The 15,239-nt window shown below is 37.8% G+C and carries 11 protein-coding genes; 6 read left to right on the top strand and 5 right to left on the bottom strand.

The genetic code is table 11. From position 1 onward, the window contains the following. Nucleotides 1-7: 7 nt before the first annotated feature. From HEQ36_RS20790 to HEQ36_RS20780, 3 genes are all read left to right on the top strand, one after another. On the top strand, nt 8-1,156 hold the full coding sequence (locus HEQ36_RS20790; protein ID WP_168636084.1) for a hypothetical protein: 1,149 nt from the start codon (nt 8-10) through the stop codon (nt 1,154-1,156). Next, nucleotides 1,132-2,952: a formylglycine-generating enzyme family protein gene (locus HEQ36_RS20785; protein ID WP_233455473.1), complete on the top strand. Its 1,821-nt coding sequence runs from the start codon at nt 1,132-1,134 to the stop codon at nt 2,950-2,952. Before HEQ36_RS20790 ends, HEQ36_RS20785 begins: the two co-directional genes overlap by 25 nt. 222 nt (nt 2,953-3,174) lie before the next feature. After that, a complete protein-coding gene (locus HEQ36_RS20780) occupies nt 3,175-3,990 on the top strand; it encodes a formylglycine-generating enzyme family protein (RefSeq protein ID WP_168636085.1) in 816 nt (271 codons plus the stop codon). A 973-nt stretch (nt 3,991-4,963) separates the two neighbouring features. On the opposite strand, the gene aroC is transcribed toward HEQ36_RS20780, so the two are convergent. Further along, nucleotides 4,964-6,052: a chorismate synthase gene (gene aroC / locus HEQ36_RS20775; RefSeq protein WP_027400936.1), complete on the bottom strand. Its 1,089-nt coding sequence runs from the start codon at nt 6,050-6,052 to the stop codon at nt 4,964-4,966. Nucleotides 6,053-6,294: 242 nt separating this feature from the next. On the opposite strand from aroC, the gene ftsH reads away from it, so the two are divergent. Further along, a complete protein-coding gene (gene ftsH, locus HEQ36_RS20770; RefSeq protein WP_168636086.1) occupies nt 6,295-8,202 on the top strand; it encodes an ATP-dependent zinc metalloprotease FtsH in 1,908 nt (635 codons plus the stop codon). Nucleotides 8,203-8,492: 290 nt separating this feature from the next. Here ftsH and HEQ36_RS20765 read toward each other — a convergent pair whose 3' ends face one another. Together HEQ36_RS20765 and HEQ36_RS20760 are read right to left on the bottom strand one after the other, a co-directional pair. Then, entirely contained in the window at nt 8,493-9,080 is a 588-nt protein-coding gene (locus HEQ36_RS20765) for a hypothetical protein (protein ID WP_168636087.1), read from the bottom strand. Continuing rightward, nucleotides 9,077-9,454 (bottom strand): hypothetical protein, encoded by a 378-nt coding sequence (locus tag HEQ36_RS20760; protein WP_233455474.1) that lies wholly within the window; start codon nt 9,452-9,454, stop codon nt 9,077-9,079. Before HEQ36_RS20760 ends, HEQ36_RS20765 begins: the two co-directional genes overlap by 4 nt. Before the next feature lie 168 nt (nt 9,455-9,622). Here HEQ36_RS20760 and HEQ36_RS20755 point away from each other — a divergent pair, with 168 nt between their 5' ends. Then, nucleotides 9,623-10,000, top strand: a complete 378-nt coding sequence (locus HEQ36_RS20755) for a hypothetical protein (protein ID WP_168636088.1) — start codon at nt 9,623-9,625, stop codon at nt 9,998-10,000. A gap of 2 nt (nt 10,001-10,002) precedes the next feature. Here the strand turns inward: HEQ36_RS20755 and HEQ36_RS20750 are convergent, their stop codons facing one another. Next, on the bottom strand, nt 10,003-13,047 hold the full coding sequence (locus HEQ36_RS20750) for an N-6 DNA methylase (protein ID WP_290708376.1): 3,045 nt from the start codon (nt 13,045-13,047) through the stop codon (nt 10,003-10,005). A 125-nt stretch (nt 13,048-13,172) separates the two neighbouring features. After that, the gene (locus HEQ36_RS20745; protein ID WP_168636089.1) at nt 13,173-14,429 is read right to left on the bottom strand and encodes a lipid-A-disaccharide synthase; all 1,257 of its coding nucleotides are present in this window, start codon (nt 14,427-14,429) and stop codon (nt 13,173-13,175) included. A 406-nt stretch (nt 14,430-14,835) separates the two neighbouring features. On the opposite strand from HEQ36_RS20745, the gene HEQ36_RS20740 reads away from it, so the two are divergent. Beyond that, nucleotides 14,836-14,982, top strand: coding sequence for a hypothetical protein (locus HEQ36_RS20740; RefSeq protein ID WP_157749952.1), 147 nt, complete (start codon nt 14,836-14,838; stop codon nt 14,980-14,982). Nucleotides 14,983-15,239 lie beyond the last annotated feature (257 nt).

Raw genomic sequence — 15,239 nt, 5'->3', positions numbered from 1 at the left:
AAATATTATGAGTAGTTCTCAATCTGTTGTCCTGGATTCACTATTATTAGATTTATTCCAAGAATTACGAAAAGCGGGAATGGATCTCACACTAGAACAGTATGAGCTATTGCGAAAAGCAGTTGCTCAGGGATATGGATTAGGTGGGTGGCAAGATATTAAACGGGTTTGTCGGTTATTGTGGGTTAAACCTTGTCCTAAATATGATGGCAAGATTTTTGATCTCACCTTTGAACGTTATATTCAGCAGCATCACGATAAGATGCCGATTCTAAAACCTCAACCAGATTTAGAACCTCCAAAACCTAAAAAACCACCATCAAACCTGCCCCAAATTCCCCCCCGGAAGAAGAGTCCATCAACTGAGAAACAGGGTAAAGGGCAAGTTCCGGCTGCTGTTGAAACTGGAACTACACCAAACCCTAAAAAACCAGTTTCTACACCGTTTGAGGATGCCAAAAAGGGAAAAGAATTTCATTTTAAACCTACAGATTTTCCCATTCAATTGCAGGATGTTCAGGTGAGTTGGCGTTTATTACGACAAGCAAAGCAGGTTGGTTTAGATTATGAATTGGATCTGGAAGCAACTCTGGTTCAAATTGAACAGGAGGGTATTTTTAGTGATGTGGTAATGCGTCCGGTACGAACTCGACGGGCAGAACTTTTACTATTAATAGATGATAGTTCAGCAATGATACCGTTTTTTCCGGCACTTGCTCCCTTCATTCAAGCAATTAAAGAAGCTCGAATTACACCCGCCTGCATCTATCGGTTTACCAGTTATCCCGACGAATATCTTTATCATTGGCATCATCCAACCCAAGCCGAACCCCTGACTAGTCTTTTACCAAAACTACATCGTCACCGTACCGTTGCCTTAATTTTCAGTGATGCTGGATCTGCAACAGCCACCTATAGCCAAGAGCGAATTCAGGGAATATCGAAGTTTTTGACGGCATTATCCCCATGTGTTCGCCAAATCATCTGGCTTAATCCTTTACCGTCTCAACGCTGGGAGCAAACCTCAGCCTGGACAATTGATGCGGTACTCAATGGCAAGATGTTAACCTATGAACCTGCCAGTCTGCAAAGGGCAACAAGAGAAATTCCCCAAGAGAGTAAAATAAAAATATGGCAGATGTATCCCCAAATCTAATGTTGCCGGAGCAAAGAGACGATTTAGCAACACGCCGCCTTCGGGTTTTTGAGAGACGCTACGGAACGAATGCGCTGTATTTGGCCTACCATGCTGCTTTCCCCCTTACCCTTACTTCAGATTTACTCTACTGTTTGCGGGAGAATTTTGTCCCTGATGTTCCTTGGTATGCGATAGCTGATGTATTGCTATCAGGATTATGTCAACCCATAGGTTATGACTTATATGAAATAGAGGGGAAAACAAGAAATCGCTTACTTAGTAATTTATGTAATGAATTTGGCGAACAACGGCTCAAAGAATTGGCTAATTTCATGTCCGATTATATTGCCAGTCGTTTGCTAGTCAATGATAACCATCGCGCTTTAGTTTTTGGAGAGCGCCCTCAGTGGACAGCATTAGCTTACATAAGCCAAGACAAACGTGAAGTAATTAATGCTATTGAACAAGAATTACAACGGTTGACAGCTTCCACAGATGGTAAAGAGCGGATAAAATGGGCAGCATTGGTGGAAAGTTATGCTGACCTGTTATCAGAAAAGGGTTTTCAGCCATTGTTATTAGAATGGGCGCAGCAAACATTCGATAATAAACCCATTCAGGATGAGGGTACAAAACTAGCCGCCGCAATGGGAGTTACACTGTTATCTTTAAATTTCAAAGTAAAAATCATAACCTTAGAAGATGAGACAGAGGAGTTACAACCCTTTGATTTTGAAGTAGTAACTGTTGATGCTCGTGGGCAAGTTGTTAACAGAGAAAAACGACAAGCATTTTATTTTGTAGAGTTATTAGTTGAAGGAAAAGAAAATGATTCAGGTAATGATAACGAAATAAAAGAGCAGCAGCAGTTATTTTACTTATCAAATGAGAGAAATAACTTATTAGAAGATAAAAAGAGCCTAGATAATAATTTGATATATGAAACTTCTGATGCTGAAAAGATTAAGTTAGAGCGAAAGTTATTAAAAGTTAGTGAAGAAATTTCTCAAATAGACAAGGCTTTAGATGAACTACCACTACCACTACAACAAGCACAACTGAAACCAATAGGACTAGAAATGGTGGCAATTCCCGGTGGCACTTTTATGATGGGTTCTCCACGAGAAGAATTGCAACGCAGGGACAATGAAAGTCCCCAACATTCTGTCACAGTCCAACCCTTCTTTATGGGTAAATACCAAGTCACCCAAGCACAATGGCGATTTGTAGCACAGTTACCCCAAGTGAACCGTGAACTAAAATCAGACCCATCTAGATTTAAAGGTGATAATCGTCCTGTAGAGTCTGTTTCTTGGAAAGATGCGGTTGAGTTTTGCTCACGCCTTTCTCAATATACAGGTAGAACCTACCGTCTTCCTAGTGAAGCAGAATGGGAATATGCCTGTCGAGCCGGAACTACCACACCGTTTCACTTTGGACAGACAATTACAACCGATTTAGCTAACTATGATGGTAATTACACTTATGGAGATGGATTAAGGGGAGTTCGTAGAGGAGAAACAACACAAGTAGGCAGTTTTCCAGTAGCCAATAACTTCGGATTATACGATATGCACGGTAACGTTCGGGAATGGTGTCAAGATGTTTGGCATAGTAACTATGAAGGTGCGTTTACAAATGGCATTGCATGGTTAAGCGATGAGAAGAATAATAGCGCAAGACTACTGCGCGGTGGTTCGTGGGACTACAATCCTGCACTTTGCCGTTCTGCTTATCGCCACCACTACAACTTCGATCTCAACTACAACCATATTGGTTTTCGCGTTCTCTGTGTCAGTGCGGCGACGACTTAATAGCACTATACGCTTTTTTCCTCTTGCTCTTTTCTTGTTTTATCCCTCTCACGTAGCGAGAATTTTTTTTGAAAAAATGACTAATGCGACATTCAATCAATACTATTGCCAATTTTCCTAAATAGGTCTGAAACCCAATAAAATCGTGACGATATCAATAGGGTTTCAGGGTTTTGGCAATAGTATTGTCAATAAAAAATATAAACAAACCGGTGATAAAAAATGCCAAAAATTATTATTCATGAATATGAAAGAACAGCACAGTATTTTATTGAAGATTTAGGTAATGGTATTCAATTAGAAATGGTGATGATTCCTAGTGGCAGTTTTATGATGGGTTCACCGGAAACAGAAGAAGATAGCAATGATAATGAACGCCCTCAGCATCAAGTCACGATCAAAGCCTTTTGTCTGGGTAAATATCAAGTTACACAGGCACAGTGGAAGGCTGTAGCTGCATTTCCACAAGTAAACAAAGAACTAAAGTTAGATCCGTCTCATTTTAAAGGTGATAATCGTCCTGTTGAGCAAGTTTCTTGGGAAGATGCGGTTGAGTTTTGCGATCGCCTCTCAAGTCATACCAAAAGACAATATCGTTTACCCAGTGAAGCTGAATGGGAATATGCCTGTCGAGCGGGGACTACTACACCGTTTCACTTTGGAGAGACGATAACAACGGATTTGGCTAATTATAATGGTAAATCCACGTATGGCGATGGAGTTGAAGGAATTGATAGAGGAGAAACAACAGAAGTAGGCAGCTTTGGAGTAGCCAATAATTTTGGATTATACGATATGCACGGCAATGTATGGGAGTGGTGTCAAGATAGTTGGCATAGTAACTATAAAGGTGCGCCAACAGATGGTAGCGCATGGCTAGATAATGAAGAGAGTAGTAATAGAAAGCTGCTGCGCGGTGGTTCGTGGGACAACGATCCTGAGGATTGCCGTTCTGCTTATCGCGACTACTACAACCTCGGTAACGACCACTACGATATTGGTTTTCGGGTTGTATGTAGTGGTGCGGCGAGGACTTGATAGCACTATGCGCTTTTGACCTCTTGCTCTTTTCTTGTCTTATCCCTCTCGCATAGCGAGAAAATTTTTTGTCAGAATCAGGATATCCACCGATTAAAGGATGAACAGGATGAAACCAGAGATTTTATATTGTCAGCTTACGACGTATAACTAACAACCTGAATTATTAGTCGGTTTCAACCGACTTCAGCTATGAGACAGAGAATTCATTCTCTGGCGTTGTTGATACTAAGTAGTGAGATAGAATTAATTACACAATGTCATTACGTAAGCGTTGCGTGGCGTTAGCCATATGGAACGAAGTGAAATGAAGCAATTCCCAGGGTTGTGATTGCTTCCCTTCCCTCGCAATGACTGTAAATATTTTTGTCCAATTACTTATTTTGTGGCTTACTCTAGCTAAACCCAATTTTACAACAAGATTTTTAACGCTCCGCGATCGCTATTGATCAGAAGTTAATCGCCAAAAGCCTGAAACGACGGATTTTCCTTCATGCAGATCATTGTGAATTTGTACAATAGACTTCTCCGGTAAAGATTGTAGAGACGTTCCATGGAACGTCTCTACAAGGGGTTCAAACGACGCACATTTAATTTTCGGAGATGTCTAATGCGTAAGTCCTATACTAAACACGGGTGAGATTTAAACTTTTGCCAAATGACAAAGAACCCAGATGTGCAGTAGGGGGAAAGCAAAAGCTGATATGTGTCAACTTAAGCTCAAATCCCTACCACATCTCGTTCCTAGTCTCTGACTAGGAATGCAGTTGATGAGGCTCTGCCTCTAATATCATTGAAGGCAGAGCCTTCTAGAATTCAGTCAGAGACTGGGAATGAGACGACTTGAGGTTTTTCGTAATTTTGTAAAAGTCCGTGTCTGAACCGTGTTTAGTATATATGTTTCAATCTCTTTTTTTGATGGTTTTGGTTCATATTAATAAGTGTTGATGCAGTTCCACTTGATTAAGTATGATTACAACACCTTACACTGTCCATAATGCCTTAATAGATGATCACATAGAACTAAAGCCACCATCGCATCAACCATTGGTACAGCACGGGGTAAAACACAAGGATCATGTCTTCCTTTTCCTGCTAAAACCGTTTCTTCCCCTTCCTTCGTTACGGTTTTTTGTTCCTTTCTAATCGTAGCTGTTGGTTTAAAAGCCACGCGGATAATAATGTTTTCACCGTTGGAAATTCCCCCTTGAATCCCTCCTGAACGGTTAGTTACTGTGCGAATTTCCCCATGTTCATCAATATAAAATTCGTCGTTATGTTCAAAACCTGTTAATAAAGTTCCATCAAAACCAGAACCGATTTCAAAACCCTTACTTGCGGGTAATGACATTACCGCCTTTGCTAAATCTGCTTCTAATTTATCAAAAACTGGTTCGCCTAAACCCTTGGGAACATTCCGCACCACACATTCAACGACACCACCGATGGAATTACCATCTTTACCAGTTTGTTCGATTAAGGAAATCATGGTGTTGGCAATTTCGCCATCTGGACAGCGGACGATATTGCTTTCGACATCGGCTAAAGTGACAGTATTGGTATCAACAACCCCTTCTAAATCTTTAATTCGCTTGACATAGGCGATTACCTCTACACCTGCAACTTGATGTAAAATCTTTTTAGCGATCGCACCAGCAGCAACTCTACCTATTGTCTCACGGGCTGAGGATCTGCCACCACCTTGCCAATTTCTCAAGCCATACTTAGCATCATAAGTAGCATCTGCATGGGAAGGGCGATATTTCTGCGCCATCTCATCATAATCTTCGGGACGAGTATTTTTATTTCTGACTAAAATGGCAATGGGTGTTCCCAGAGTTTTTCCCTCAAACACCCCAGATAGAATCTCACAGGTGTCAGCTTCTTTGCGAGGAGTGGTAATCTTACTTTGTCCCGGTCGTCTTCTATCTAACTCAAATTGAATTTCCTCGGCGGAAATTTCTAGTTGTGGGGGACAACCATCAATGATAACCCCCACACCGCCGCCGTGAGATTCGCCAAAAGTAGTAATACGGAAAAGATGACCAAAAGTGCTGCCCATGATGTTCAGGAAATACAGACCGGAATATTTATTTTACATGGAGTTGGGCGATCGCAAAGCATGACCGAGGAATCGCTCATGAAAAATCCCAAATTTCCCAGGACATCAGTTATCTTAAAGACTTTCATCTTCTCCCCTTGTCACCTGTTAATAATCGAGTCTGACAGTTAAACTGTTAGAAGAAAACTATAATTTCTAGACTTGACAATTTCCGCCCAAAAAAGCCATAAAGGGTAAATATTATGAAAAATTTGCACAAAAAAGCTTTGATAAAACAGCAGTTGCTAGGTTCATCTCCGCGTCACGTTTTAACAGGAGTCATAGCCGCCGGATTGATGACATTACCCGGCATGATTGGTGGTAATCCCGTCTTAGCGCAACAAAAAACCGAGCGAAATTCCTTAACCTATGGTGAATTAATTCAAAAAGCCAGTAAAGGAGAAGTTAAAAAAGTAGAGTTAGATCAAGCTGAACAAACAGCTAGAGTTTATTTAGTGGGACAAAAACGCGATACTCTGCCTTTACAAGTACGTCTTCTAGATCAAAATGCGGAATTAATTAATAAACTTAGAGAAAAAAAAGTTGATTTTGGCGAAGTTTCCTCCGCTGGAAACCGAGCCGCTGTCGGCTTATTAATTAATCTCATGTGGATTTTGCCCCTAGTGGCTCTCATGTTATTATTCCTGCGGCGTTCTGCAAATGCTTCTAACCAAGCCATGAGTTTTGGTAAATCTCGCGCACGGTTTCAAATGGAAGCGAAAACAGGCGTAAAATTTAATGATGTGGCGGGAGTCAAGGAAGCCAAAGAAGAATTGGAAGAAGTTGTCACTTTTCTGAAACTTCCAGAAAAATTTACAGCGGTAGGGGCAAAAATTCCCAAAGGTGTCCTATTGATTGGACCACCAGGAACAGGAAAAACCTTACTCGCCAAAGCTATTGCGGGAGAAGCAGGTGTCCCATTTTTCAGTATGTCTGGTTCGGAATTTGTGGAAATGTTCGTCGGTGTGGGTGCTTCCCGTGTCAGAGATTTATTCAAAAAAGCCAAAGAAAATGCCCCTTGTTTAATATTCATTGATGAAATTGACGCAGTAGGTAGACAACGGGGTGCAGGTATTGGGGGTGGAAATGATGAACGGGAACAAACCCTTAACCAACTATTAACGGAAATGGATGGGTTTGAAGGGAATACGGGGATTATTATTATTGCGGCTACCAACCGTCCAGATGTCCTTGATTCGGCTCTATTACGCCCAGGACGCTTTGATAGACAGGTAATTGTGGATGTTCCCGATTTGAAGGGAAGACAGGAAATTTTGACAGTCCACGCTCATAATAAGAAGATTGATCCTAGTGTATCTTTAGAAGCGATCGCTCGCCGCACCCCTGGCTTTACCGGTGCAGATTTAGCCAATTTACTCAACGAAGCCGCCATTCTCACCGCCAGAAGACGCAAAGAAGCCGTTACCGACTTAGAAATTGATAATGCCATAGATAGAGTAGTCGCAGGTATGGAAGGAACTGCTTTAGTAGACAGCAAAAACAAACGCCTGATTGCTTACCACGAAGTTGGACACGCTTTAGTAGGAACTTTAGTTAAAGGTCATGATCCTGTACAAAAAGTTACACTCATTCCCAGAGGACAAGCGCTGGGGTTAACTTGGTTTACTCCCAATGAAGAACAGGGTTTAATTTCCCGTTCCCAAATCTTAGCCCGCATTGCCGCAACTTTAGGTGGTCGCGCGGCTGAAGAAATCGTGTTTGGGAAAGCGGAAGTTACCACAGGTGCAGGAAATGACTTGCAACAAGTTACCAGTATGGCACGACAAATGGTAACGAAATTTGGAATGTCCGATTTAGGTCCAGTTTCCTTAGAAAATCAAAACAACGATGTGTTTTTAGGACGGGACTGGATGAATAAATCTGAATATTCTGAAGACATTGCAGCGAAAATTGATCACGCAGTCCGGGAGATTGTTAACCGCTGTTATATTCAAGCTAAAGAGATCATTCAAGAAAACCGATTAATTTTGGAACGGGTAGTTGACTTGTTGATAGAACAAGAAACCGTTGAAGGTGATGTTTTCCGCACCATTGTAGCTGATAATACAGCCATTAAAGTAACTAATGAGCCAGTAGCCGTAACTTATTAGTTGAGGTTCAAAAATCGGCGTTGCTGCATTGAGGTATGAAATTCAATTGAACCTTTGAAACTCCTACCTTTGCGTGAGACTAAAATTCATACCATTAATCAGCAACGCCAAAAAATTCTTGTAAGTAGGTGAACACAATAAAACCAATCTGTGTAAAGAAACGTAAAATCGCCCAAACCCTCTTCACTCTTGCCTCTTGCCTTTTGCCTTGCCATAACGACGATTTTCAATGCTAACCTACTTAGAGAAGTTCCATGAAACATCTCTACTTTTTCTGATTAATAAAAATATCAAAAAGATTGTTCCAGAACTTTTTTAAATGGTGGTTTAACATTATAATTAGTATGAATTTTATCTCGCACCATCACCTCAATAACTGTATATGCAAGATCGTGAAAAAATGATCTAGAAGATCCGATTTCCCCAAATGTACCCCATTTAAAAGAAATTTCACCAGAACCAAATATTGAACTAATTCCCGGTTCTTGCAACTTCAATTTTGCACCATTAAAAACACTATCTGCATATTCTTCTGGTATCCCAACTTTCACCACATCTAATGATAATGCCAGAGAAGAATTAACTTCCCGTTCAACTTCAGTGGAAACCGCCACTTTCAATACTAATTTACCAGAATTATTAGGCTCAAATGTAGCCCCCAAACAGCCATATAAAAACCTAGCTCCTAGAGGTGCTAATATCTCTATCATCACTTCTTTTTTAGAGAATAAACCAATCTTTGCATTTTCCAGGATGACTTCTATCTTTTCATTTACAACAGGATAGAAAACAGGTCTAAAATCTCCAGGAAAATAAAATGATTCGTTATTCCAAATCCGAGCTTTTCCGGTTATACCTAAATCTAATACTTTGATCATGAGTCAATCCCCCAAGCTTTTCGCCAATTTCTGTTAAAATCTTCTGGGTAAGCTTTAATTACTTCAGGATGATATAAACTGTATGGTGATACACTATAATGTGCTATAGCCATAGGATGTGCCGTATACCAATCATAACCTTTTTCCATGAGTTCCGCTTCTTTTAGTTCATGAAAGTAGAAACTAGCATCAGAATTGCATATTTTCTGTCCCAAATCTAAAGCGTTTTGAAGTCTATCAATCATTTTTTGACTTGGTAAGAACTCATCAAACTTACTGATATGTTTTCTAACTAGCTCAACTTTTTCATGTTCAACATCATACTCTTGATTAGTTAATGTTCCAAAAAACATTTCATCAGAATTTACAGACAAAAGAACGACCCACTTTTACCTAACTTAATTGCACTGTCTCAGCATCAGCATAAATAATAACCGTACTTTACACAAGGCATTCTCTAACCTGTCCATAAAAATCTCACCATAGTGGGATTTAGGGGCAGATAAAAGCTAAAATAAGCAATTGGAGAGTTAACCGATGCCATGTTTGATATATTGCCTTTTCGCTTTGAGTTAGATACAGTTGCGATCGCTGGAGCTTGTTTATGGGCTTTAGCGTTATATCTGAGTTTTTCCCAAACCAGAGAATGGGTAACGGCACAACTCAACCGCTGGTTCAATTTTGCCGAACGTTCCCTCTATACCAGTGAATCAGAATTTGAAAAAACTCGCAAAGCCAGAGAATCACAAAATTCCTTTTATGCTTCACTATTTAGCATTTTCCCATTTTTGATATTTGGTAGTTTATCTAACTGGCTTGTAGATATCAGTTTAGGTAATAGCTGGGGAATTAGTATGGGTATACTTACTTGTATTGGTGCTGGTGTGTATGAATTAGGACGCAGACAAGGGGAAGAGTAAATTTACGTACCTTCAATCATAGTTATTTCCGCATCAGTTAATTCATAAAGTTCATAAACCAATTGATTGATTTGTCTATCAGTAGCTTGTATTTGTTGCTGAATCATTTTTTTTGCTGGGGGTGTATTTACCTCATTGATTTTTTCATGCAGAGAAAGCATTTGTTGTACTAAATTAACAATTAAATCATGTTTTTTCTTCTCTGGAATTTGAGAATTATCAATAACTTTAATAGGAAGATTGCGAATAAACCGAGATTCAAAACTGTAGTAACCACCTCTCATAGAGGTAGATAATTTTTTGAGATAAAATTCTAGGACTTTACTATTTAATAACCCTAAAATGTATTCCCATGAATAATTAGATTTTACTAAAATTCCATATCCTCCAGCGACACCACCTGTAAAAAAGATTTCCCCTGTTTTATCCCATGTAAATGATGAACCTGTAGCAATATCAGGAGTAAATATTTTTGGTAAAGCCATGACATTTAAAGCTTGAAATCTACTATATCCATACCAATTTTCTCCTAACATCTTGCTATTTTCTCTACTTTCTAAATAATTTCTATTATCTAGTAAATAATTCCAGGTTGAAGGATATTCTTTTTCAAAGATATTCATAGAAATTAATTCCATTGAACCATTATTTTTAAGCATATAGGGAAAAATAATCAACTTATTGGTTTTAGACAAATAATATCTTTTACTATCACCACCTTTGATTAAAGGATGTAGTAACTTAGATTCTAACCAATATGCTGTTTGTTTCTGTTTAGAAAAAACTTGAATTAAATTATCTTCCCGTGATAATTCTTCTACGATATATATTTTATCAGCACTGGTTTTAATTCCTTGAAAAATCCTCTCTGTTACATCTTCTAGTGTAGATTTAATTTGTTGTAATTTGGTAAATATTTTAGCATCTTCTCCCAGAGTAAAATTCCATTCTGAAGATGAAACTAATAAATGATTAATAATTCCTGTTTGACCATTATTGTGGATTTTCCAATCCATTAAATCAATGACTTTTTCCATTTCTAAATCAGATTGTTGTGATTTTTTCAAAAAAAGCAAACAAGTATAAGTTGAAACCTTGGGGAAAACTTGTTGATCTCCAAAATGCACTATTTTATTCAGATATTTACCCTCAGAAATTAACTTCCTGATAGACTCTCCATATTGAGCATTAAAAAACTTATGAGGTAAAATAAAACCTAAATAGCCATCTTTTCTTAATAACTCCAATCCCTTTTCCACAAAAATAACATAAATATCATAATTTCCCTTACTAGCAGAAACATATTGTTTTTTATAAAATTCAACTTCCAATGCAGCCCATTCTTTTAAAGCTTGAATTCTAATATAGGGAGGATTACCAATAACTACATCAAAACCACCTCGTTTCATAATAGCAGAAAAAGCCAATTCCCAGTCAAAAATATTAACCCTATACGCCGTATCTTCGTCCAAACAATTTAATTGAGTATGTTGATAAAATTCTCCATCTATCAAGGAATTACCACATTGAATATTATGATCTAAATCAGGTAAAGCCCTTTCCTTGAATAACTGTAATTGTCTGGTAATTGTTTCTCCTGATTCTCCCTCCAATACCTTCAATAACAAAGATAACTTAGTCGTTTCTACCGCTTGTTGATCAATATCAACACCATAAATATGAGTTAACAGAATCTGCTTTCTTTCACTTGCACTTAAACGCCATTGATGATCCGAAATTTGATAGAATTTATTTTTGTATTTCTTGGGATTTTGCAGATATTGTTCTAAATACCAATCTAGGATAAATTGATAAGCCACAATTAAAAAAGAACCCGAACCACAAGCAGGATCAAGAATTGTCATATCTTGGATTTTTTCTGGTTTCTTATTTTCTAAAACCTTACCAATAGTTTGTTTAATAATATAATCAACAATGTAACTAGGAGTATAATAAACACCTCCAGCTTTTCTTACTTCCGGTTTATCTTCAATAACTGCTTGACGACTTGCAGATATTTGAATGACTTTCCCTAAAAATTGTTCATACACTTGTCCCAAAATTTCCACAGGAATCACAGAAAACTCATAAGGACTTTCTGGAGGATAAAGTTTTCTAATAATTAAGGTTAAAATAGAATCATCTATAGTTAAATTCAAAGTAAAATCATCAGGATTTTCTCGTCCTTTTTCATCTTGAAAATGGAATAAACCAGAATTATAGCGATAATCTGCATTAATAAATAACCGCCCTAACTCTTGATAAAAATTTTCAAACTTTAATAAATTATATAACTGTTGATAAGGTTCAATTCCCCTATCTTCACAAATGCGTAAAAAGACAATTCTATTAATTGTCATTTGCACAGCAAAATTCAACTCTCTTTGTTGAATTTGCGGATTTCGCCAAACAATATTAGCAGCTAAATTTTCTCGCCAAACTTCAATTTCTTGGAGAAATTTTTGATCAACAGTAATCCCAGACTTAACTTTAGTTTCTGCAAACCTTTCTAAAGAACCATTTAACACAGCTTCCTTAGAAAAAAGATTATAAATCTCTGCCCATTTATCAATATATTCTGTATAATTAAAATGTTTGATTCTAGCCACTGATGCTGAATCATTTTTATTGGGCATAATTCGACAGTCATAAACTGCAAATTCTTCAAAATCTGTTAAAATACTTAAAGCTAACTTTGCAGACCAGCCATAACGTCTCACTTGAAAAGCAGCACTCATATTTTGACCCACATTAACAGCGGGTTTTTTCGCTTCCACAAAAAACTTTCTGACTCCACCAACCCGAAAACTATAATCAGGTGCTTTGGCTTTATTTGCATCACTAATTTTTAAAGAATCTTCATGAACAACATCTTTATAAATATCAGAAATTTGTCGTTCATTGCCAATATCCCATCCTAAAGCAGCAAACAAAGGATTAATAAATTCGATTCTAGTTTGTGTTTCATTAATTCCCCCCGCCCGATACAATTCTATCGAAGAGTGAAAATGTTCAACCAGTTGAACAATACTATCAGGTGCTTTCATATTTTCAAAATTCCAATTTTATCTAAATCTATAAGAGACTTCCAAATAAAAAAATGTCCCAAAACTGATGCAGAAATTCTCTCTCTGTGTACTCTGTGCCTCTGTGGTTCGTTTCTTAGGATAATTTATTTCTTGGAAGTCTCTAATAACTCTTCTTTCACCAAAATAGCCAACTTCTGTGCAGCCCCACCTTCACCTCTGACACTGCGTAATTTATCCCGTATAGCCTCTAATTTCTCTGGATTTGCTAACAAATCTAAAATCATTTCTCCCACTTCTTCAGGTTGCAATTTACCTACTAATTCCGGGACAATTTCTGCTTGCGCCCAAATATTTGGCCAAGCAAATAAACCCTTACGTCTCAACACCCACCAATTAATTAATTTAGCAAAACCAGAACCTACTCCCGGTAAATTTGCCAATACTCCTGGTAAACCATCCCAAGAACGCATTGCATCTAATTGTTGAGTTGGTAATAGGACAATCATCGGTACAGCTAAAGCACCTAATTCTGCGGTATTTGCACCAACTGTAGTTAAACAAATAGAACATTGAGATAATAAATCATAAACTGGATTTTCTTGTTTTAATTCCACGATTAATCCAGTAGCAGTTACAAGAAAATTACCAGATAAAGATGCACCTTGAAAACCAAACGCTTTTGTAAATGAATTAGTTTCAGGATTAGCAAAATTAGCTAAAGTTGGTAAATCTAAAGTTGGTGCGACGGGAATAAAAAACTTCGTTTTCGGGTTTTGACGATAAATATATTCAGCAATTGCTAACATTAAAGGTACACCTTGGGTTAATTTTGCAGATTTTGACCCCGGTAAAATTCCAATTAGTTCGACTTTAGATTGAAGATTTGCAATTTTAGGTGTGATTTCATTCTTTGCTGCTTCTAACATCAAATCACCAACAACAGTGAATTTATCAGCATATTTAGCAGAGACATTTTTCGCAACTTGAGCTTTCATAATGGCAAATTTATCTATAAAATTGTGCCAACGCGCTTCCCATTCCGCATAAACTACAGTTTTATATCCTAATTTTTTACCAATAATCACCGGAAAAATTTGATCACCACCTAAAAATATGACTACACCTTGATTTCTCCATTCCCAATTTTGCGCGGTTTTTCCCCACAGTAAAAATTGCCAAAAATATTCAGGTGCTTGAACTCTATCAACCTCTGGATAACCCAACGCTATATCAGTTTCTTTACCACTAGCATGGGGACAAGGTGACAATATTACAGAAATTCTCAGTTGAGAAACATCATGTCCTAATTCTTCCCTCAATGCTTTAACAACAGGACGTACCCAGGTTGTCACCTCCCCAGGTCCATTGGAAAGAATGAGAATATCTACGGGTGTAGTCATTTAATTATTACCTAATGAGTTATAAAATATGATTATACTTATATAGGACTCCTATTTGATTTTTGATAGCTTGCGTGGCGTAGCCATACAAGACTCAGTAGGTATCAATTCTGTCTTTCCTGTTCCCTGTTCCCTGTTCCCTGTTCCCTGACCACACAAGTAAATTCACAGAATCAAACCGGATTCCTATATAATGAATTAAGGCAACAAAACTGAATCTCGAAATTAAAATCTCAATTAGATATAGTGACAAAGTATCTAAAGTTTTGTATCGTGGTTAATCAAATTCATAACAAAATCAAATAACAATGTATCATAGTAATTAGTAGCGTAAATGTGCAATGCTTCCCTTCCTGTTTTCAAAGGAGATCAGGTAAGCTACGCCCTGATTTACTAATAGCAGAATGTGGCAGCTTTGACGGGTAAACCTAGTTGGGTGATACTGATGTCTAAGGAAAAAAAAGGTAATAAAGAAGTTAAAAAGCCTAAGAAAGATCCCAAGGACAAAAAAGAGAAAAAAGACCCAAACAGATATGATGGTTTAGGTAAGTAATGAAGAGCAAATTCATAAAAGTTTCTGGTAGGGTATAATAAGGGTTTTAGAGATTTAATGGGGTTATCTGTATACATGGATAATCCCATTTGATTTCCATACTTATCGGTTAAGCTAAAAAAAATTGATTCAGCAGAATATGATTTTACCTCACGCAGAGGCGCAGAGACGCAGAGAGTAAAAAGGCAAGAGTGAAGAGGGTTTGGGCGATTTTACTTTTCTTTACACAGATTGGTTTTATTGTGTTCACCTACTTA

The sequence above is a fragment of the Anabaena sp. 54 genome (assembly GCF_017355725.1).
GTDB classification, from domain to species: Bacteria; Cyanobacteriota; Cyanobacteriia; order Cyanobacteriales; family Nostocaceae; genus Dolichospermum; species Dolichospermum heterosporum.
The sequence above is the reverse complement of the archived record's forward strand: the minus strand, read 5'-3'. Positions and strand labels throughout refer to the sequence as shown.